Annotated in this window: 20 protein-coding genes; 10 read left to right on the top strand and 10 right to left on the bottom strand. The window is 41.8% G+C overall.

All coding sequences use genetic code 11. The features are described from left to right. Window positions 1–113: 113 nt before the first annotated feature. From BLU33_RS24635 to BLU33_RS24650, 3 genes are all read left to right on the top strand, one after another. Window positions 114–1,691: an alpha-amylase family glycosyl hydrolase gene (locus tag BLU33_RS24635; RefSeq protein WP_091379857.1), complete on the top strand. Its 1,578-nt coding sequence runs from the start codon at window positions 114–116 to the stop codon at window positions 1,689–1,691. 768 nt (window positions 1,692–2,459) lie between these two features. Beyond that, window positions 2,460–2,873, top strand: coding sequence for a DUF1003 domain-containing protein (locus BLU33_RS24645; protein ID WP_091379864.1), 414 nt, complete (start codon window positions 2,460–2,462; stop codon window positions 2,871–2,873). A 107-nt stretch (window positions 2,874–2,980) separates the two neighbouring features. Then, on the top strand, window positions 2,981–4,366 hold the full coding sequence (locus tag BLU33_RS24650) for a LutB/LldF family L-lactate oxidation iron-sulfur protein (RefSeq protein WP_091379867.1): 1,386 nt from the start codon (window positions 2,981–2,983) through the stop codon (window positions 4,364–4,366). Window positions 4,367–4,572: 206 nt separating this feature from the next. On the opposite strand, the gene BLU33_RS24655 is transcribed toward BLU33_RS24650, so the two are convergent. After that, a complete protein-coding gene (locus tag BLU33_RS24655; RefSeq protein ID WP_091379870.1) occupies window positions 4,573–5,427 on the bottom strand; it encodes a DUF4198 domain-containing protein in 855 nt (284 codons plus the stop codon). A 58-nt stretch (window positions 5,428–5,485) separates the two neighbouring features. On the opposite strand from BLU33_RS24655, the gene BLU33_RS24660 reads away from it, so the two are divergent. Then, window positions 5,486–7,462, top strand: coding sequence for an alpha-ketoacid dehydrogenase subunit alpha/beta (locus BLU33_RS24660; protein ID WP_091379873.1), 1,977 nt, complete (start codon window positions 5,486–5,488; stop codon window positions 7,460–7,462). A 113-nt stretch (window positions 7,463–7,575) separates the two neighbouring features. Here the strand turns inward: BLU33_RS24660 and BLU33_RS24665 are convergent, their stop codons facing one another. Together BLU33_RS24665 and BLU33_RS24670 are read right to left on the bottom strand one after the other, a co-directional pair. Next, window positions 7,576–8,070 carry a hypothetical protein gene (locus BLU33_RS24665; RefSeq protein ID WP_091379875.1) on the bottom strand — a complete coding sequence of 165 codons (495 nt, stop codon included), beginning with the start codon at window positions 8,068–8,070 and terminating at the stop codon, window positions 7,576–7,578. A gap of 7 nt (window positions 8,071–8,077) precedes the next feature. Beyond that, window positions 8,078–9,247 carry a THUMP domain-containing class I SAM-dependent RNA methyltransferase gene (locus tag BLU33_RS24670; protein ID WP_091379878.1) on the bottom strand — a complete coding sequence of 390 codons (1,170 nt, stop codon included), beginning with the start codon at window positions 9,245–9,247 and terminating at the stop codon, window positions 8,078–8,080. A gap of 83 nt (window positions 9,248–9,330) precedes the next feature. Between BLU33_RS24670 and BLU33_RS24675 the strand changes: the two genes are divergently transcribed. Then, the gene (locus BLU33_RS24675; protein WP_091379881.1) at window positions 9,331–9,693 is read left to right on the top strand and encodes a DUF3127 domain-containing protein; all 363 of its coding nucleotides are present in this window, start codon (window positions 9,331–9,333) and stop codon (window positions 9,691–9,693) included. Between the two features lie 185 nt (window positions 9,694–9,878). On the opposite strand, the gene BLU33_RS24680 is transcribed toward BLU33_RS24675, so the two are convergent. Then, window positions 9,879–10,643, bottom strand: coding sequence for a hypothetical protein (locus BLU33_RS24680; protein WP_091379883.1), 765 nt, complete (start codon window positions 10,641–10,643; stop codon window positions 9,879–9,881). Window positions 10,644–10,785: 142 nt separating this feature from the next. Here BLU33_RS24680 and BLU33_RS24685 point away from each other — a divergent pair, with 142 nt between their 5' ends. Both BLU33_RS24685 and BLU33_RS24690 read left to right on the top strand, forming a co-directional pair. Further along, on the top strand, window positions 10,786–12,606 hold the full coding sequence (locus BLU33_RS24685; protein ID WP_091379886.1) for a sensor histidine kinase: 1,821 nt from the start codon (window positions 10,786–10,788) through the stop codon (window positions 12,604–12,606). Between the two features lie 111 nt (window positions 12,607–12,717). Then, complete coding sequence (locus tag BLU33_RS24690) at window positions 12,718–13,410, top strand: response regulator transcription factor (protein WP_091379888.1); 693 nt, start codon at window positions 12,718–12,720, stop codon at window positions 13,408–13,410. Here the strand turns inward: BLU33_RS24690 and BLU33_RS24695 are convergent. The 5 genes from BLU33_RS24695 to BLU33_RS24715 form a co-directional block, all read right to left on the bottom strand. Continuing rightward, window positions 13,407–13,757, bottom strand: coding sequence for a bleomycin resistance protein (locus BLU33_RS24695; RefSeq protein ID WP_091379892.1), 351 nt, complete (start codon window positions 13,755–13,757; stop codon window positions 13,407–13,409). The two genes, BLU33_RS24690 and BLU33_RS24695, sit on opposite strands and share 4 nt — an antisense overlap. Before the next feature lie 18 nt (window positions 13,758–13,775). After that, window positions 13,776–14,000 carry a hypothetical protein gene (locus BLU33_RS24700; protein ID WP_091379895.1) on the bottom strand — a complete coding sequence of 75 codons (225 nt, stop codon included), beginning with the start codon at window positions 13,998–14,000 and terminating at the stop codon, window positions 13,776–13,778. 54 nt (window positions 14,001–14,054) lie between these two features. Beyond that, window positions 14,055–14,504, bottom strand: coding sequence for an RES family NAD+ phosphorylase (locus BLU33_RS24705; RefSeq protein ID WP_091379898.1), 450 nt, complete (start codon window positions 14,502–14,504; stop codon window positions 14,055–14,057). Window positions 14,505–14,507: 3 nt separating this feature from the next. After that, window positions 14,508–15,041 carry a type II RES/Xre toxin-antitoxin system antitoxin gene (parS, locus tag BLU33_RS24710; RefSeq protein ID WP_232009356.1) on the bottom strand — a complete coding sequence of 178 codons (534 nt, stop codon included), beginning with the start codon at window positions 15,039–15,041 and terminating at the stop codon, window positions 14,508–14,510. A gap of 66 nt (window positions 15,042–15,107) precedes the next feature. Then, window positions 15,108–16,511, bottom strand: coding sequence for an MBL fold metallo-hydrolase RNA specificity domain-containing protein (locus BLU33_RS24715; protein ID WP_091379901.1), 1,404 nt, complete (start codon window positions 16,509–16,511; stop codon window positions 15,108–15,110). 136 nt (window positions 16,512–16,647) lie between these two features. Here BLU33_RS24715 and BLU33_RS24720 point away from each other — a divergent pair, with 136 nt between their 5' ends. The 3 genes from BLU33_RS24720 (at window position 16,648) to BLU33_RS24730 (ending at window position 19,217) form a co-directional block, all read left to right on the top strand. Then, entirely contained in the window at window positions 16,648–17,019 is a 372-nt protein-coding gene (locus BLU33_RS24720; protein ID WP_091379904.1) for a BlaI/MecI/CopY family transcriptional regulator, read from the top strand. Between the two features lie 2 nt (window positions 17,020–17,021). Further along, complete coding sequence (locus tag BLU33_RS24725) at window positions 17,022–18,674, top strand: M56 family metallopeptidase (RefSeq protein WP_091379907.1); 1,653 nt, start codon at window positions 17,022–17,024, stop codon at window positions 18,672–18,674. Between the two features lie 126 nt (window positions 18,675–18,800). After that, the gene (locus BLU33_RS24730; protein WP_091379909.1) at window positions 18,801–19,217 is read left to right on the top strand and encodes a hypothetical protein; all 417 of its coding nucleotides are present in this window, start codon (window positions 18,801–18,803) and stop codon (window positions 19,215–19,217) included. A gap of 18 nt (window positions 19,218–19,235) precedes the next feature. Here BLU33_RS24730 and BLU33_RS25630 read toward each other — a convergent pair whose 3' ends face one another. After that, complete coding sequence (locus BLU33_RS25630) at window positions 19,236–19,370, bottom strand: hypothetical protein (RefSeq protein WP_262493823.1); 135 nt, start codon at window positions 19,368–19,370, stop codon at window positions 19,236–19,238. Between the last annotated feature and the right edge of the window lie 110 nt (window positions 19,371–19,480).

Consider the following 19,480-nt stretch of genomic DNA (forward strand, 5'->3'; position numbering starts at 1 on the left):
AAACAGGCAATTATAAATTCATTTACATGGATAATTTTTTCCATTTTTATAATAATTTCAGCATTGTTTTTTGCTTATAGGTTAGCGTACTTTGATGTATATAAACCAAATTGATGAAAAAACGTGCGCTGCTTATTATCGCAGGGTTATTTTTGCTGACGTCATTTCCCGTGACCGGTGGTTCAGCTAAAGTAACCCAACCTCCATCGCAAAAAGAGGAGATCATCTATCATATTTTTCAGCGAAGCTTTTTTGATAGTGATGGTGATGGGCACGGTGACTTAATTGGCATCAGGCAAAAACTGGATTATCTGCAGCAGCTGGGGGTAACCGCTATACTTTTAACGCCACTGTATGAATCTGTTTATTACCATAATTATTTCGCTACCGATTTTTATAAGATCGACCCTCGTTATGGCACCATGCAGGATTATCTGCGACTGATAAAAGAACTGCACCGCCGGGGTATGAAGTTTTATATGGATATGGAAACCCAATATGTAGCCAGCGACCATATCTGGTTCAGGGATTCTTATAAAAATCCACAATCAAGATATAGTGATTATATTATTTATACCGATAAAGAAAATACCAAACCCTTACAGATTGTAGCAGGCATTAGCGATTTTAAAGGGTATGATGGCGTAACCCGTAAGCTGGTGATGGTAAACCTGGATAACAAGGAAGTGCAGGCCTACAATTACCAGCTCTTTAAATTTTGGATGGACCCCAATCACGATGGTAAGTTTGATGATGGCGTTGATGGTTTCAGGCTCGATCATATGATGGATAACCTTGATAATTTAAACCGCTTGCCACATTTGTTCACCACCTTTTGGAATCCCTTATTGGGTAAATTGCGCAATATAAACCCTAAAATTAAAATAGTTGCCGAGCAGGCCAACTGGGCATCATTCGGGATGGATTATTTAAAGGATACTAAAATCGACAGGGTGTTCGCCTTTCGCCTGGCATTTGCCATACGTAATTTTAATAAAGCTGAACTGATTAAGGTTGTCGATTCCACACTTATACAAACACCAAAAGGCAAACAGCAGATAGTATTTATTGAAAATCATGACATGCCCCGCTTTAGCGATGCGGTAAAAGCTGATCCAGGAAAGTTAAAGGTTGGCTGCGCCCTGAACCTGCTGATAGGCGGTATCCCATCCATTTATTACGGGCAGGAACTGGGCATGCAGGGTAGCAGGCAGAATTTTGGCATCACGGATGCCAACGATATCCCCGACAGGCAAGCCTTTGAGTGGTATAAATCGGACACCGGCAGGGGAATGGCCTATTGGTACAAAAACGGCCCCTGGTGGCAGCATAATAACAACGATGTGCCAAATGACGGCATTTCCTTAGAGGAAGAACAAAACAATCCGCAATCGCTCTGGAATTTTTATAGAACGATGATCCGCTTGCGGAAGAACAACCCGGTACTTATCGGCGGCGCCTATAAAAACCTGATAAATAATAACGACCATGTGTTTTCATTTTTGCGCTATGAATGGGGTAAGAAAGTGCTTGTAGCAGTAAATCTATCGGGGGATAAACAGGATGTGGTTATTGCTATGCAGAGTGCTAAGCAGATTAAAAATTTATACGGTATACAACCAGTTATCAGCGAAAATAATTTAGCCGTAAGTCTGCCTGCATATGGGGTTGCGGTTTGGGCAGTGAAGTAAGGTGTTATCCCAAGAGTCGAGTGAATATCGCTCGAAGCCGCTCATAGGCGCGGAGCCCTATTTCTTTTGTCTTGACACAAAAGAAACAAAAAGTCAAGACAAAAAGATCCTTCCGCCCACAGGCAAAACACCCAGGCCCGCGCTTTTTGTCGGGCCTTTGCTCACTTTTGATTTCTGTTCATTCTTAAAATGTCATTGCGAGCGTAGCGCGGCAACCTCGTCGCATGCATATTGAACGCGACGAGGTTGCCGCGCTACGCTCGCAATGACATGGTGGAAAGGAGCACTTATTCCTTCCTTTTCCCGTCAGTAGAACAGCTTCGGGTGAAAGCAGACAAAACAATGGTGGCCTTGTGTGTGGCAGGGCATAGCAGATTTTTACATAGGTGCAAAGGCATGTGCGTAGCGATAGCAGGGTAAAAATATAGCAGCCCAGGTTTTGCCTGATTTGCAGGGAAGGTCTTGTGCGGCAAAGAAGCCTAATCTACTGACTTGATTTTTTGCTACATTTTGTATCAAGACAAAAGTAGTAGCCTCCGCGGCAATGAGCGGCTTCATGCGATAAGCAATTCACACAGCAAAACCAGGGATTATTAATGTTGTATTTGTTTTTAATGGTATTAATGAACCCCCTCCGGTCGGTTATCTCCGTTCCCCGCATTGCCGCTTTGTTATAAGTGTTTATAAATTCTTCCCTCCTTTCCCCAACCATACTCCGTAAATTTTGTTAAGTTTAACTGGTAAAAAATCAAACCAATAAAATAATTTATGGCAAAGCACGTAAACTGGCATCAAAGACATACAGACTCATTAGCATTTGGACAACGACTGGCTGATTCTGTAGCTACCGGCATGGGGTCATGGCGATTCATTATCATCCAAACAGTTATTGTTATAATATGGATGGGGCTTAATGTTGTTGGGTTTGTGTATCACTGGGATGCTTACCCCTATATATTATTAAATCTGCTTTTCTCAACCCAGGCTGCTTATGCCGCACCTATCATCATGATGGCGCAAAATCGCCAAAATCAGCGTGACCGTGCCCAGGCCGATGAAGATTTCAGAACAAATGTTGAAGCCAAAAAAGAAATTGAGCAACTGCAAATTCTGCTAAATAAAATTGAAATAGATAAGCTGGATAAAATAATTACCATGCTTGAGCAAATGGACAAGAAGTAGTGTGTTAAGCGTCAGGAGTCAAGAATCAAGAGCCAAGATTTGCAGCGCTTTTTTAATCCTGATTCCTGACCCTTGTCTCTTGATTCTATTATTACTAGATTCGCTTTATGGGAGTGATTGCTGAGGAGTTTCTGGTTGCCGCTGAGGATAAGGCATTTGATGTTGATCACCGCCGTATTATTAATTATAATATAGGCAAATATGATGCTGCCGTAACGCGCGGATTATCAAGGATGATTAATCTTGACAATGCCAAACGCAAGGGCCACGTGATCAAATGGAAAGTGATGGAGAACCTGGATAAGTTCCTGCCGGAGTTTGAGGCTAACTTTCAAAAACGCGGCGGCAAGGTTATCTGGGCCAATGATGCCGAAGAAGCCAATCGCGAAATACTTAATATCTTAAACAGGGCCGGTGCTAAAACTGTTGTAAAATCGAAATCAATGGTTACCGAAGAGATTCATTTAAATGAATTTTTGGAGGGGAACCACATTGAATCACTGGAAACCGATCTGGGCGAATACATAGTACAATTGCTGGGGCAAAAGCCTTACCATATTGTTACCCCGGCTATGCACTTATCCAAAGAGGATATTGCAAAGTTGTTTAATGAGCGTTTCGGTACACCAATAGATGCCACGCCGGAACAGCTCACCCAAAAAGCCCGCGAGTTGCTGCGCGATAAATATGTGCAGGCAGATGCAGGTATAACCGGCGCCAACTTCTTAATTGCCGATACCGGCAGCATTGCTATCAGCGAAAATGAAGGCAACGCGCGTTTAAGCACGTCTTTCCCTAAAATACATATCACCGTTGTTGGTATCGAGAAGATCATCCCCTCACTTACCGACCTCGACTTGTTTTGGCCGATGCTGGCTACACATGGCACAGGGCAAAATTTAACGGTTTACAATACTATATTGAGTGGTCCGCGCCAGGCAAATGAAACTGACGGCCCGGAGGAGATGTATGTGATCCTGCTGGATAATGGACGTACTAACCTGCTTGCACAAAAAGAGCAACGCCAGGGTTTATACTGCATACGCTGCGGCGCTTGCTTAAATGCCTGCCCGGTTTATAAAAATATTGGCGGCCATACTTATAATACGGAATATAGCGGACCTATCGGCTCTATTATAACGCCGCATATGCGTGGTATGGAAGATTTTAAACACCTGAGCTATGCCTCAAGCCTGTGCGGTAAATGTACCGAGGTTTGCCCGGTAAAGATCGATATACACAAAATGCTGCTCCTTAACCGCCGTGATGCGGTGAAAGATGAATTGGTAGCCAAAAAAGAACAATGGGGCTGGGCCATATGGCGAAAAGGGATGCTTAACCGTAAGTTGATGGATTACTTTAGCGGAAAGACGAAAAACTTTTTCCTGAAAACCCTCTTTAAACGTACCTGGGGCCACCTGCGTGAAATGCCAACAGTAGCCGAAAAGTCATTCGCCAAACAATGGCAGGAGAAGAACCAGGGGGAACAGTAGGGCAGTTTTCAGTTCGCAGTGGGCAGTTCACAGTTGATAATTTGCAATGTGCAGTTTTCAGTTAGCAATTACGACAAAGCCTTAATATACATTCAAACAAAAAAGAGAGCTATAAATATTTATAGCTCTCTTTTTTGTTGCATAAGCTGCAATCTGTTAACTGCCAAGTGGCAACTGCCCACTGCTAACTGAAGACGGCCAACTGACTAGTGTTTATTTCCCAATCCAAATTCCCTGTAAGTATTAGGTAATTCGTTGTTACTGCTGAATGCGAACGTGTAGGTAGTACGCCAGCTTTCAAAATCGGCTGATTTATCTTTTGATATTTCGAAATGCTTGCTGCGTAATATGTAAATACCTTCGCGGCTCAGTTTAAAATAGATCAGTCCGCTGGCATCGCTTGATAGTTTTTGCGGGAATGTATTGCCATCGGCAGTTTTTACAAACATATCTACTTCGGCGGCTACAGCAGGTTTTCCTTTAAATAATACCAATGCGCTCAGGTCATCGCCATAATTGAACTTGTATGGGTTTTGCTGTATCACTATCTCATAATCGTCGCCAAGTGGTTTAGTGAAAGCGCTGCCGCCATCTTTTTCATTAATAAACAGCGTTTTCATGTACGTTGTAAACTTCTCTTTGTAATAAAGCTGGTTGCTGCTTTTTACCTTGTCGGCAATTTTATCCGGATCGTCCTCATCAAGTCCCCTTAAAAACTTGCTGCGGCTCATTTCGTTTGCTTCCGTAGTGCTTACCAGGTCAATAAGCGTTGTGCCAGCTTCAGGCGAATTATAGCTTAATACTACTTTGCCGGTATCTTTGGCCATAGGTTTAAGGTCTACCGGTTTTTTGCCTTGCAACAAAATAAACTTGGCTGTTTTTGCGGGTAGATATTTAAGATCGCTCTGCTTGTTAAAATCCTCGCTTTGCAGTAAATGCAGTTCGAGCTTTTCACCTTTTTGCAGATAGAATTTTTCGGGCAGCAGGTAAGAACTTTGCGCGCTTGCAGTAAATGCAGAAATTACGAACAGAAACAAAAGGAATGTACAGGTGTATTTCATACTTATAGATTAAGTTTTGTAAACATACAAAGTTTTAAAAACTTCAGTAGTTTAGCATATGATTTTTAACAGAAAAAGCCTCAATAATGACGCTTTAACGGCATTCTATAAGAAATTATTGCTTCCGCGATTAATTGAAGAGAAGATGCTGATATTATTGCGCCAGGGCCGCATTGGCAAATGGTTCTCGGGTATTGGCCAGGAAGCTATCGCCGTGGGCAGCACATTGGCTATGCATGCTGATGAATACATATTACCCATGCACCGTAACCTGGGTGTTTTTACCACGCGCGATATCCCGCTTTCGCGCCTGATGGCACAGTGGCAGGGCAAGGCTTCGGGCTTTACCAAGGGGCGCGACAGGTCGTTCCACTTCGGCACACAGCAATATAAGATCATCGGGATGATATCTCATCTCGGCCCGCAAATGGCGCTGGCAGATGGCATCGCGTTAGCAGATGTATTGAACAACAGGAAGAAGGTAACCCTTGTTTTTACCGGCGAGGGCGCTACCAGCGAGGGTGATTTTCATGAGGCGCTGAATGTTGCCGCTGTTTGGAACCTGCCTGTAATATTTTTGATAGAAAACAATGGCTATGGCCTCTCAACCCCCACCAATGAGCAGTATGCCTGTAAAAATCTGGTCGACAGGGCTATTGGCTACGGCATGGAAGGGCGGCAGATTGATGGCAATAATATACTGGAAGTTTACCACACCATTAACGAACTTGCAACCGAGCTACGTGAAAACCCAAGACCGGTACTGCTGGAGTGCATGACCTTCCGAATGCGGGGCCATGAGGAAGCATCGGGCACTAAATATGTGCCTGAACATTTATTTGCTGAATGGAGAGAAAAAGATCCGCTTGCTAATTTTGAAAAGTATTTGATAGATGAGCAGGTAATCCGCCCCGGATGGCCAGCCTTTATAAAAAGCGAAATGAGTGCACTTATTGATGCCGAGGTTGAACAGGTTTTTAAGGAACCCGATATTATACCCAATGCTGCTATTGAGCTGGCTGATATGTATAAGCCCTATAAGTTTACCCCTGTTCAAACCTCAGCTACATCAGCCCCCAAAAGATATATAGATGCCATAAGCGATGCCTTGCGGCTGAGCATGCGCAAATATCCGAACCTTGTTATAATGGGGCAGGATATAGCTGAGTATGGCGGTGCGTTTAAGATAACACAGGGCTTTGTAGAAGAGTTTGGTAAAGCAAGGGTAAGGAATACACCTATTTGCGAATCGGCTATTGTGGGGACTGCTATGGGGCTGTCAATAAACGGTAGCAAGGCGGTTGTTGAGATGCAGTTTGCCGATTTTGTGAGCAGCGGCTTTAACCAGGTGGTGAATAACCTGGCAAAAACGTATTACCGCTGGGATCAAAATGTTGATGTAGTGGTACGTATGCCTACGGGAGCAGGTACCGGTGCAGGGCCGTTTCACTCTCAAAGTAACGAGGCCTGGTTTACCAAAACGCCTGGATTGATAGTTGTTTACCCGGCCTTTCCGGCTGATGCCAAAGGTTTGCTGATGGCTGCTATTGACGACCCCAATCCGGTTATGTTTTTTGAGCATAAATATTTGTACCGCAGCCTTACCAGTGATGTGCCTGATGGCGATTATACCATTGAAATAGGTAAAGCCAAAGTTGTAAAGGAAGGCACATCGGCAAGTATTATCACCTACGGCTTAGGGGTACACTGGGCCATTGAATATGCCAACAAACATCCAGAACAATCCATCGAGGTCATCGACCTGCGCAGCCTGCAGCCATGGGATAAGGCAGCGGTTGAAGCCAGTTTAAAAAAGACCGGCAAGGTGATGATTCTGCATGAAGACACGTTAACCAGCGGTTTCGGCGGCGAGATAGCGGCGCATTTGGCGGAGCATTGCTTTAATTATTTGGATGCCCCCATCATGCGCTGCGCCAGTATGGATACCGCCATCCCAATGAATAAAGATTTGGAAGACCAATTTTTGGCGAAAAGTAAGCTGGAGGAAAAGATGAGGGTGTTGCTGGGGTATTGATAATTAAATAGCATGTCATTGCGAGTAGGAACGACGAAGCAACCTCGTCGCGTTCAATATGCAAGCGACGAGGTTGCCGCGCTATCGCTCGCAATGACATCAAGTAAAGTGACTTACTGCAAATCATAACTCACCGCCACAGTCGGCAGCAAGGTAGCATCATCAAGCGGAACCTGGTTGTTTGAAGTTATCGGCCTGCGCTGTGTGTAGTATCTATAGAAATCTGCTGCCACGGCCTGACTATTATTGACAGGCGGATTAAAGTTGATAGAGAACTGGATAATAAAATCATGCAGTTTCTCATGATCCGGGATCACCCATTTATGGTTCGATCTTTTTAAGGCTTCAATTAGTGGCGGCGTTAAGCTGTAATCATCAGCATAATAAATAATGATCTTTTTGATTACGCCGTTTATATCAGCAGTGAATTTAAAGATAACCACGCCCGAAGCTTTCTTCTGAATAATATCATTAGTTACCTGTACGCTGTCCTTAAAAAACCTGTTCATAATATTAACGCCACCCTGAAAAGGAAACGGGATTGTTTCCTGGGCCTTGCAACAAACGCTTATAAACAGAATAGTTATAACTAATAAGATCTTTTTCATTCGATTTTTATTCTATCGGCGCTCTTTTAGTGCCTTCATACAATTCATATTCAAATAAACGGCAATCCAGCTTGCCATTATAAAACTCTATCCTGCGTGCGGCTTTCAAACCTATCTTTTTAGCCAGATCAGGGTTGCCGGTAAACACATAGCCACGGTATCCCAGGCATTTCTGCTTTAAAAAGTCGCCTACACGCTTGTAAGTTATCTCCAGTTTTGTATGGACGCCCAGGCGCTCACCATATTCTGGGTTAAACATTACTATGCCGGGCTCAGCCGGTACAGGCGTGTCCGCAAAATCACAAACGCTAAAATCGATTAAATGTTCTACACCCGCGGTTTTTGCATTCTTTTGGGCGATGTCAACAGCGTCTTCAGATATATCAGTAGCGATGATCTTAAACGTAATATCCTTTTTAGCCTTATCCTTTAATTTACGGCGCTCAACAAAAAACACCTGCTCATCATAACCCATTATGTGCATAAAACCATAATTCATGCGGAAGAGCCCCGGGTGTTTATCAGTTGCCAGTAAAGCAGCCTCAATAGCCAGCGTGCCTGAACCACACATCGGGTTGATGAATGTGCTGTTTCTATCCCAATTGGTAGCTATAATGGTTGATGCCGCCAAAGCCTCCAGCATTGGTGCCTTGCCAGGTATCTTACGATAGCTGTGCTTAGCAAGCGTTTCGCCCGATGTATCCAGGAATATTTCGGCCTTATCATCCTGCCAGTACAGGTGTACAACGGTTTTGTTGCCGTCGGCGCCTGAGTTTGGGCGTAATCCTTTTATGGATTTGATCCGGTCGGCAATAGCATCCTTTACTTTAACATTAGCAAAAAGCGGTGTAAGGATATGCTCGTTGTTAACATTTGAGGTAACAGAAAAATAGCCCGAAAAATCGATCAATTTTTCCCATTCAATCTCAACCAGGTTGTCATATAGTTCTTTGGGATCGTCCGCCTTAAAGCTCTTTAATAAATAAAGTACCTGGCTGGCACAGCGCAGGTTAAGATTTAGGGCGATACAATCGTCAACGGTACCTGTAAGCTCTATGCCGGTTTGAAAAACGCGGTCGGGCGTAAATCCCAATGCCTCAACTTCTTGTTGAAGATAAGGGGATAGCCTTTTGTTACAGGTTATGATTATTTTACTTTCGGTGTGGAAAACTTGCATGATATTTTTGCGAATTTATGAATTAAATATCCCCCATTTTAATTTCATACCATTAACTTTACATTTTAATACTTTTTAAAGCTATGGAAATTAAAGGTAAGGTACATGAAGTGGCTCCAACCGTACAGGTTACTGAATCACTTAAGAAGAGAGAACTGATACTTGAATATATTGAAAACCCTCAATATCCCGAATATTTAAAGTTCGAGGCGATACAGGATCGTTGCAATTTGTTGGATAGTGTTAAGGTAGGCGATGATGTTGAAGTGTTCTTCAACCTTAAAGGCCGCCCATGGACCGATAAGGCCGGGAAAAAGAGCTATTTTAACTCTATGCAATTATGGAAAGTGAACGTATTGGCAGGCGCTAACAGCGCAGCTGCACCAGCATATGCACCTCCTGCTGATATCAGCTCAGCACCTGAGGATGATGATTTGCCGTTTTAATTGAGTTTGCAGTTGGTAGTGGGCAGTTTGCAGTGAACAGTTAATAGTTTGCAGCAGGCAGTCCTCAGTTTGCTGATAAACATTAAGCATACTAAAATAAAAGAGAGCTATAAATATTTATAGCTCTCTTTTTATGTGGCCTATTGCCAACTGAGGACTGCTTACTGCAAACTGCCCGCTGAAGACTACATCTGGTCCTTATATATCTTTTTCACGGCAAGCTTATCGCCTTGTTTTATGCGCAGGTAATAAATACCGTTTAAGCCAAGCGGGAAAGTTTTACTGAAACTGCCTTTTAAAGCCTTATCGCTCCATATTACATTTCCCTTGCTATCTTTAAGCATTACTTCGGCTATAGCTTTTGATGGCAGGTTGAACATCAAAACAGTTATCCCTGCTGAAAATTCAGGTACTATGTTCAAATCGGTTACGTCTAATTTATCCAGTTGTGCTTTTTCAGGTGTGCTGGCCATATTGTTTAGCGGGCCGCTGGGTTCTGTTACACGGTAGCTTACATGTGTGCTAACACCATTATTGTCAGTAGTTATGTAATTAAAGTCCTGGGTGTTTTTACGGCTGAAATCCATCATCGGGTCTTCGGTCATCGTTTTAGACCGCCATTGCTCCCTGTTCATTTTACCGGCGGTTGAATCCTTAAACCTGTATTTCATCACCACGGTTTTATGGCGGGTATTACTAGCTATAACAGGTGCCTGACCAGGAACGCTCTTTATTGCGGCTATTTGCCCGATATCTTTTAGGGCAGCCTGTCTTTCTTTTCCTGATAGCTGTTTAATGTTCGTGCCATTTATTGTAGTATCACCATTAACAATAGTGATCTGCTCATCCTTGGTGCTTTGGCCAAAAACTAATGGGGGTAAACCTAATACGGCAAACAAACTCAATGTGAAAATGAATTCAAAACCAGGTTTTATTATCGACTTTTTCATGGGGTATTTATTTTTGTAATGTCAAAGTTAGCAAACAGTTGTATGCCAATATGTAACAACAACGTTATAATGTATAATATTGTGTTAAAATTTGTTAAAAGGAACACTTCTCTGTTTATTTAAAATATTTTTGCTTTAATACATGAAAAAGCGAAGTATCGGTATAATCATCGGGCTAATGAGTTTTGCCTTAATAGGAGTAATTGCTATGCAGTTATACTTCCTGTGGCAATCTTATGATATGCAGTCGAAACTTTTCGACCGCTCGGTTAGTGAGGCGCTTAGTAATGTGGTGGCCAAGGTTGATAAACAGGATGCTATTAACTTTTTGAATGAGAAGGCACAAAACCATATCCAGGCACAATTGAGTTACACTGCATCAAAAAGAGCAGCCGGTAATACTGAGAATCCCAATTTTCCGCTTTATAAAAAATCAAGAAAACACTTAACAAACCGCGAACGCCGGATAGCCTTATTGCGCGATAGCCTTAGGCGCATGATGGCTAATAATGAGCTGGAAGGGCTTATACAAAACGGCTCTATAAAATTCCAGTTACGTATTGATGAATATACTGATGAGTTTGGAGAGGTGCACGGCCGTATTGCGCCGGTAATACTGCGCAGCGATAAGATAACCACATCAATAAACGAAAAAAAGCCGCAAAAGCTGCATAAATATGATACCCTGCTTGTTAGATATACCGACCCGCAGTTTGGCAACCAGGTAATATCGGTACCGCAAATAAACCCTTTATGGCAGCAGGATCATGACCGCAAGCAAAGGGAAAAACAGTTCAGGCTGGTGCAAAAGATGCTGGAAACAGATTCATTACAAAACCTTAACAACGGCCACACACAAACAGCGGTAATTGCTAATCTGGCAGAGGAATATCAAAATTTAGGTCAGCCATTACGCCGTCGTATCAATGCCATCTGGATCGATTCATTACTGCGTTATGAGCTGCATAATCAAGGTATTAACCTGCCTTTCAGCGTAGAGATATTAACAGCAAATAACGACTCGCTCATATTTTCAAAAGCGATGGATACTACCGGGGCGAAACCGGTGTTTACGGCTGCAGATACCTATCAAACATCCATATTCAGCAAGGATGTGATCCGTGACCCTGGTAAGATCAAGCTGGCGTTTCCTCAGAAAAATTCCTTAATATTAACCAAGATGACGGCCAATATGGCAACAACCGGAGGTTTGCTTTTTGTGCTGATATTTTGCTTTGGTTATACCATATTCTCCATCATCAGGCAAAAGAAAGTATCTGAGATGAAAACTGATTTCATCAATAACATGACCCACGAGTTTAAAACGCCTGTATCAACCATAATGATAGCCAGCGAGGCTTTAAAGGATCATGAAATAGTGGCGGATGCAAGCCGTGTATCAAGGCTGGCTAATATCATTTATGAAGAAAACGCCCGCTTGGGTAGCCATATTGAACGTGTGCTGAACGTAGCCCGGATTGAGAAGAACGATTTTAAACTGGATAAAAAACCATTGGATGTAAATGAGATGATCTCGATTGTGATTGATAGCATGCAGCTTAAACTGCAGAAACACAATGTGATATTATCAATGAACCTGGATGCCATAAACGCTATAGTTTTGGCTGATGAGCTTCACTTCTCCAACCTGATATATAATCTTATAGATAACGCCATAAAATACAGCACAGGTACGCCTGAAATTACCATCAGCACCGCTAATAAAACCGATCAGATCGTCATTAAAGTGGCTGATAAGGGTATAGGTATGAGCCGTGATCAGCAAACAAAAATATTTGAGCAATTCTACCGCATACCTACCGGTAATTTACATGATGTTAAAGGCTTTGGCCTGGGATTAAGCTATGTAAATACGATAGTAAAAAGACTAAATGGCGTTATCAGCGTAAGATCTGAAAAAGATAAAGGCTCGGATTTTGAATTGAAATTTCCGTTAGCATAAATAAGTCGGAAAGACCGGGAGTCGGAAAGTCCGAAAGAAGGTTGGACGTATACAGACATAAAATAATCTTCCGGACTTTCGGTCTTACCGACTTCCGGACTAAATAAACACATGAAAAAAATATTACTGGTTGAAGATGATCCGAACCTTGGTTTACTGCTACAGGATTACCTGCAGCTAAAAGGGAAATTCGATGTTGTTTTATGCAAGGATGGCGAAGAAGGATTGCGCGCTTTTACCAAACAAACCTATGACCTGCTCATACTTGATGTAATGATGCCCAAAAAGGATGGCTTTACACTGGGAAAGGAAATAAGAAAGATAAACAGCTACGTGCCTATAATTTTCGCTACGGCTAAGGGGATGATAGAGGACAAGATGCAGGCGTTTAATTTAGGCGGTGATGATTATATAACCAAGCCTTTCAGGATTGAAGAATTATTGCTGCGGATAAATGCCTTGTTGAAACGCACTGAAAATTCGGATAAAAAAGAAGAGGAAAAACAGTCGCACTTTAAAATAGGGCGTTACGAGTTTGATTATACCAACCAGATCATAACTATCGGCGATGGCCATCAAAAGCTCTCCACAAAAGAAGCTGAGCTTTTGCGCCTGCTGTGCCTGCGTAAAAACGAGGTGCTAACCCGGGAAGAGGCCTTGCTGAATATATGGCACGATGATAACTACTTTAATGGCCGCAGTATGGATGTGTTTTTAAGTAAAATACGCAAGTATCTTAAAGACGACCCTAATGTGGAGATCATTAATGTACACGGGCGCGGTTATAAGCTGCTGATAAACTAATCGTTTATCTCTTCGCCAAAGTGGATGATGTTACCATTATTATCCAGTATGCTGAACTGTTTCATTTTCCAGGGCATTTCCTGTAGTTTGCCATTTGGGTGAATTACACCAAGCGGCTCAAGTTCGGCATACAGTTTATCAACATCGGTTACATTAATATAACAGCCGGTAGCTTTAGGGATCTCCGGGTCCTTACAGGGCCATAAATGCAGGATAATTTTGTCGCGCCCTAATATCAAATACCCCTCCCAGCTGGAGTAGAAAGTGAAACCTAATTTTTGGGTATAGAAACTTATGGTTTCCTGTTCATTTAATGAAGCTAAAACTGGTACTGCTGATTTGAGCATATGTTAGGGGGTATGTCTTTACGTATTTGATTTATTTTGTTCTTCTATGCTCCACGCCTTAAAATAGGTTCTATCTAATGGTGGCGGCTGATTTTCCGGATAATTATAGGCAACGCTATTCAAATAATTAGCTATACGCAACCGTTCCTGCCACGTAAGTGATTGATAATAAGTTGCATGATCCGAAGCTTCTTCGGCGGTTTGCGCTTTAAAAGCGGTCCTGTCTAACCGAAATGTACTCATATTCAAATATACTTCAAAAAAGCCTTGTAACAACGTAATTTTGGTGTGTATTATTTAATTCTTTATCCTGTCATCAAATACAAAAGGCTGTGCTTTTATCAGCCTGATAGATGCAAAATCCTGATGATTTGGGTTGATCAAATAATTAACCTCCTCGTTTACTATGGATGATGGTACCTGTAGTATGGCCGACTCATTTTCCCTGATCCATCTTTCGCCAATGCTTTGGGTTATGGTCATTTGGTCAAAGTCTGTCCAGTTTTTGGGGAGGTCGTCAAGGGAGATGGTTTTTATTTTGATATGATCGGGGCATTCAATGGTTAGGATGCTGAACAGTTGGCTAAGCCCTACCTGGTTGCGGTGTACAACATTTTCAAGACAAGCCAATGAGCGCGATGAAGCGGTATAGATCATCTCCACCTCGTTAGGATTCCAGCGCGCGGCCCTGCCCGAGGCAATTAGTTTGCCTGCATATTTAGCAAGTGCTATCCTGTATACTAACATGGTTTAAGCCAGATCGCCGAATTCAATGCGGGTAAGCTCCTCAGTGATTAATTGTATGCCGGTTATGGTATCCATTAAATCAAAGGGCAATTGCTTGCCAAGGCCATAGGAGGGCGTATTAAGCCATTGATGAAAAGCGTTGGCTGTACCGAAGATTTCAACACCCTTATCAAATAATGCGAATGATTTAAGTAGTTTTTCACTTAAAGCAGCATCAAGCGTTAGCTCACGGGTAACGTGGTTTTGTATGGTTTTAACAGTTGTTTTAAACGTTTCCTGAAACTCATCCTGTGTAAAACCTGATAACGAAAGAAAATCCAAAGCAGCTTTGGCATTCAACCCTTTTTTTGAACGGGTTAAGAGGCTGATATCATCAATATATGCCGGCCGGTAGCTATAAAAAACTTCAGGCTCTGCTAATAAGTTAGCAGCATGCTCAACCACATAAGGAGCATTTTTTTTAACTTTTGCAGATGTGCTTTTTTGTTTCGCAACCATAATTTCCTTTTTAATACTCAAATATAGAAATTTTTCCATAGAAAAAAGAAATATTTCCACATTAAATTTAGTGTGGAAATCATATACTTGTTTAAGTACTAAACTTTAATTCAGCTCAATACGCTGATGCTGGTAGGGTATCTCTACATGCATAAAGCCATTTTCATTCAGCGTTTTACTGAAATGCTGCTGCACCTCGTATTCGCCATGTACTAAAAAGAGCTGCTTCACTTTTGCAGGATCCTGGCAATTGAGGAAATGGAGCAAATCTTCATAATCGCCATGGGCGCTCATTGATTTTATGGAGCGCACTTCGGCTTTAACTTCATATACTTCACCAAAAATATGCACCTCATGATCACCATACAGCAAACGGCCACCTAGTGAATTCGGCTCGCAATAGCCCACCATTAAAATGGTGTTTTTTTGATTGCCGATATTATTCTTTATATGATGCTTTACCCTACCCGCCTCTGCCATGCCCGACGATGAGATGATCACGCAGGGCCTCGGGTCGCTGTTCAAAGCAATTGATTCCTCTGTCGATTCTATAAAACGGAGGCCCTTAAAGGCAAAAGGATTTGCATCAACCTTTAAAACATCGTTTACGGCTTTGTTATATACCTCTGGATGGTTCATTAATACCTCGGTTGCTTTTTCTGATAGCGGACTATCAACATAATAAGGTACATCGGGCAAAATTCCCTTTAGTTCCAGCGAGTTTAAGGCATAAAGCAATTCTTGTGTACGCCCAACGCTAAATGCGGGGATAATTACCTTCCCGTTTTTTACAAGACAGGTTTGTTTAATTATCTCAAGTAAAGCATCGGCAATGGGTTCCAATTGTTTATGCAGCGAATCGCCATAGGTTGATTCCAGCAAAATATAATCAGCCTGCGGAAAGGTTTGTGGACTTTTCAGCAGCAGATCGCCATAGCGGCCAACATCGCCGCTAAAAGTTATATTGGTATACTTGCCATTTTCTAGTATAGATAAATGTACAGCCGCACTACCCAAAATATGCCCGGCATCAGTAAATTGAAATTTTATGCGTGATGTTATTTCAAATTCCTCGTGGTATTCAACAATTTTAAACAGGCGCATGGCATCCATTACCTGCTCCTCGTCATATAAGGCCTCTAATAACGGCAGGCCTTTTCTGGCCCGGTGCTTATTGCTGTAAGCAACATCCTGCATTTGTATTTTGGCAGAATCCAGCAGAAGTATCCGCACCAGGTCCATGGTTGCCGATGTGCAATAGATAGGTCCCTCAAAACCCTCGGCAACAAGGCGCGGTATCAATCCGCAATGGTCAATATGTGCATGCGACAGGATCATATGGCCCACCTTTTTAGGGTTGAAACCGAAATGCTCATTCAACTCATCGGTTTGGTCACCCATACCCTGGAACATGCCGCAATCCAGCAACACTGTTGTGCCGTCGTTTAATTGAACTAAATGTTTACTGCCGGTAACGTTACGGGCAGCGCCATGGAAAGTTATATGCATTTGCTATTTTATAGGTTGAATTGAGAACTAAAGTAAGCTATAATAGTTTATAATTAAAAACAACTAAAAATTTAGTTTGGAAATATCAAATATAACTAATACCTTAGTTTAAATTTATTTTTGATCCCCTACAAATATGGAAATTAAAGAATTAACACGAGCGGAAGAACAACTGATGCAGGTATTATGGCAACTGCAAAAGGGCTTTGTAAAAGATGTTATGGAGCAATTACCCGAGCCCAAGCCGGCTTACAACACGGTATCAACCATCATCAGGATATTGGAGACCAAGGGCTTTGTTGGTCACACGGCCTTTGGTAAAAGCCATGAATACCATCCGCTTATCAGCAAGGAGGAATACCAGAATTTCGCTACCGATAAGTTGATGAACGGCTACTTTGATAATTCGGTTAAGCACATGTTCTCCTACTTTGTAAAAAAGGAGAAAATCGACCTGAAAGAAGCCGATGAGATAATGAAACTAATTGAAAAACTTAAAAATCAATAACTATGAGCTGGTGGCAATATTTATTACTGGTAAATGTTTACCTGGTGTTATTTTTCGGGTTTTATGCTTTGTTGCTGCGCAAGGAAACATTTTTTCAGCTTAACAGGATTTACCTGGTAAGCGCGGCACTGCTGTCGTTTTTTATACCGGTTATACAGGCCGATTGGGTGAAAAACCTGTTTATAACGCAGACGGTACATTACAGCATATATGGTGGCACCCCGGTTGTGATCTCGCAAATTAAACCCATTACCGATGCTCCTTTTAATATCGGCCAGGTGCTTACGGCTGTATACCTTACAGGGGTGCTGTTTTTAGTAGTAAGACTCGTATGGCAGCTTATCTCCATAAAAAAGATCATCGATCAGCCTGAGCAAACAGCAGCTTATTCTTTCTTTAAAAAGATAAGAATGGATAAGCAGACTGAAGACAACCATATTATTGCCGCTCACGAGCAGGTACATGCCAAACAATGGCATTCGGCAGATGTACTGATAATTGAGGCGGTTATGATCATAAACTGGTTTAATCCGGTGGTGTACTTTTACCGTTATGCCATAAAACATATACACGAATTTATTGCCGATAACCACGCCCTTAAAGCAGGTACCAACAAGGCCGATTATGCCTTGATGTTGTTAACCCAAACCTTTAATGCGCCATCGCATCATTTAGTAAATAGTTTTTTTAACAGCAGCTTACTTAAACAACGCATCATTATGTTACAGAAAAATAAATCGCAGCGCACAGCGCTCATTAAATATGGACTTTCCGCTCCACTGTTTATTTTAATGCTGATATTATCATCAGCAACAGTAAATAATAGCAAAGCGGTTACACGGGTTAATAAAATAGCCCAAAAGGTTTTTGAAATATCTGCGGATTCATCCATGCTAACCCATATAACAACGGTAAACATTAAGCCTGCTGATTCACCATCGGTTGCTCAAGAAATAGCATCGACCAACAAAAAGATAGACAACACGGTTGCCAAAGAAATTACGGTTGTAGAGTTTAAGGCAATTCCCCGGACTGATACAGTAGCTAAAGATCTTGTATTTAACGCGGTTGAAACTGCACCTGAATTTCCGGGAGGTTTGCCAGCGTTCTATGAATTTTTAAGTAAAACTATCCGTTACCCTGCTACAGACCGCGAGAATAAGGTACAGGGCAAGGCAATAATAACTTTTATTGTTGAAGAAGATGGTAGCCTTACTAATGTAAAGGGATTAAGAGGGCCTAGTGAAACCATAATTGATGAATCTATAAGGGCTGTTAGCCTATCACCAAGCTGGAAACCCGGAATGCAAAATGGTAAAAAGGTAAGGGTGCAATATACCGTGCCTGTATCATTTACATTAAATGATGAGGATGATCAAAAAGGAACCGGACAAATTAGTAATGTTGTTATTGTAGGCGCTCCCAAAACGGATACCACGAACAACAAAAGGCCGGTTACCTTAATGCTGACAGGCATGACGGCAGAACCGCTTTATGTTATTGATGGGAAAAAGGCAAAACCGGATGACCTTAAAGCGATAGACCCTAGTAACATTGAAAGTATAACTGTGCTAAAAGATAAGTCGGCCGAAACGATTTATGGTAAGGATGGAAAAAATGGTGTTATTGTTATCACTATGAAAAAGAAGAAATAAGCCTAAACGTTAATAGTTAATGTTAAGCCGCTGACGGGTATCCCGTTTAGCGGCTTTTTTGTATTTAATTGATTGCTATTTGTTTATATAAATATTTATACATTTATATAAACAAAACCAATTATCATGAACTGGAAACTCATTTTTCAATTATCGCTTTTTGGGTTGATAATGGCATTCGGTACCGTATCACTGATACCGGAAAAAACGGAAGGGATATTTTGGGTAGTGATATTTATTTTTTGTGCCTATGTTATAGCTAAACGATGCACGGGGCGGTATTTTCTTTATGGTTTTTTGGTAAGTATATTTAACAGCGTGTGGATCACCCTGGCGCACGTGATCTTTTATAACAGCTATATATTACATCACATGGATATGGCTAAAATGGGCGACAATATGCATGTGCTCAGTACCCATCCACGATTATTAATGATCATACTGAGCCCAATATTCGGGGCGATCTTCGGCTTGTTCCAGGGTTTATTTGCGTTTATAGCCTCAAAAATTGTAAAAGGCCCGATGCCGAAAGCGCAGGTATAGCTATCAGAATAACATTGATTACTTTTTCTTTTTGGCTTCCATAATTGGCTTTACCACATCACCTTTGCCTGATTGGTAATCAGATGGGGCTTTTTTGCCTGTAGTATTCGGAAGTTTCTTTTTCTCTTTTACGGTTTGCCTGTCTTTACTCATGGTGATGTTTTTCGATAGTTTAAACACATGATTTAAACCGATGGTATTAATAAAGGTAGGCTAATTGTAGCGCAAACAAGAATAGCGGACTATTTAGGAGACTTTTTTCG

Origin of the sequence: Mucilaginibacter mallensis (assembly GCF_900105165.1) — a bacterium.
Lineage (GTDB): Bacteria > Bacteroidota > Bacteroidia > Sphingobacteriales > Sphingobacteriaceae > Mucilaginibacter > Mucilaginibacter mallensis.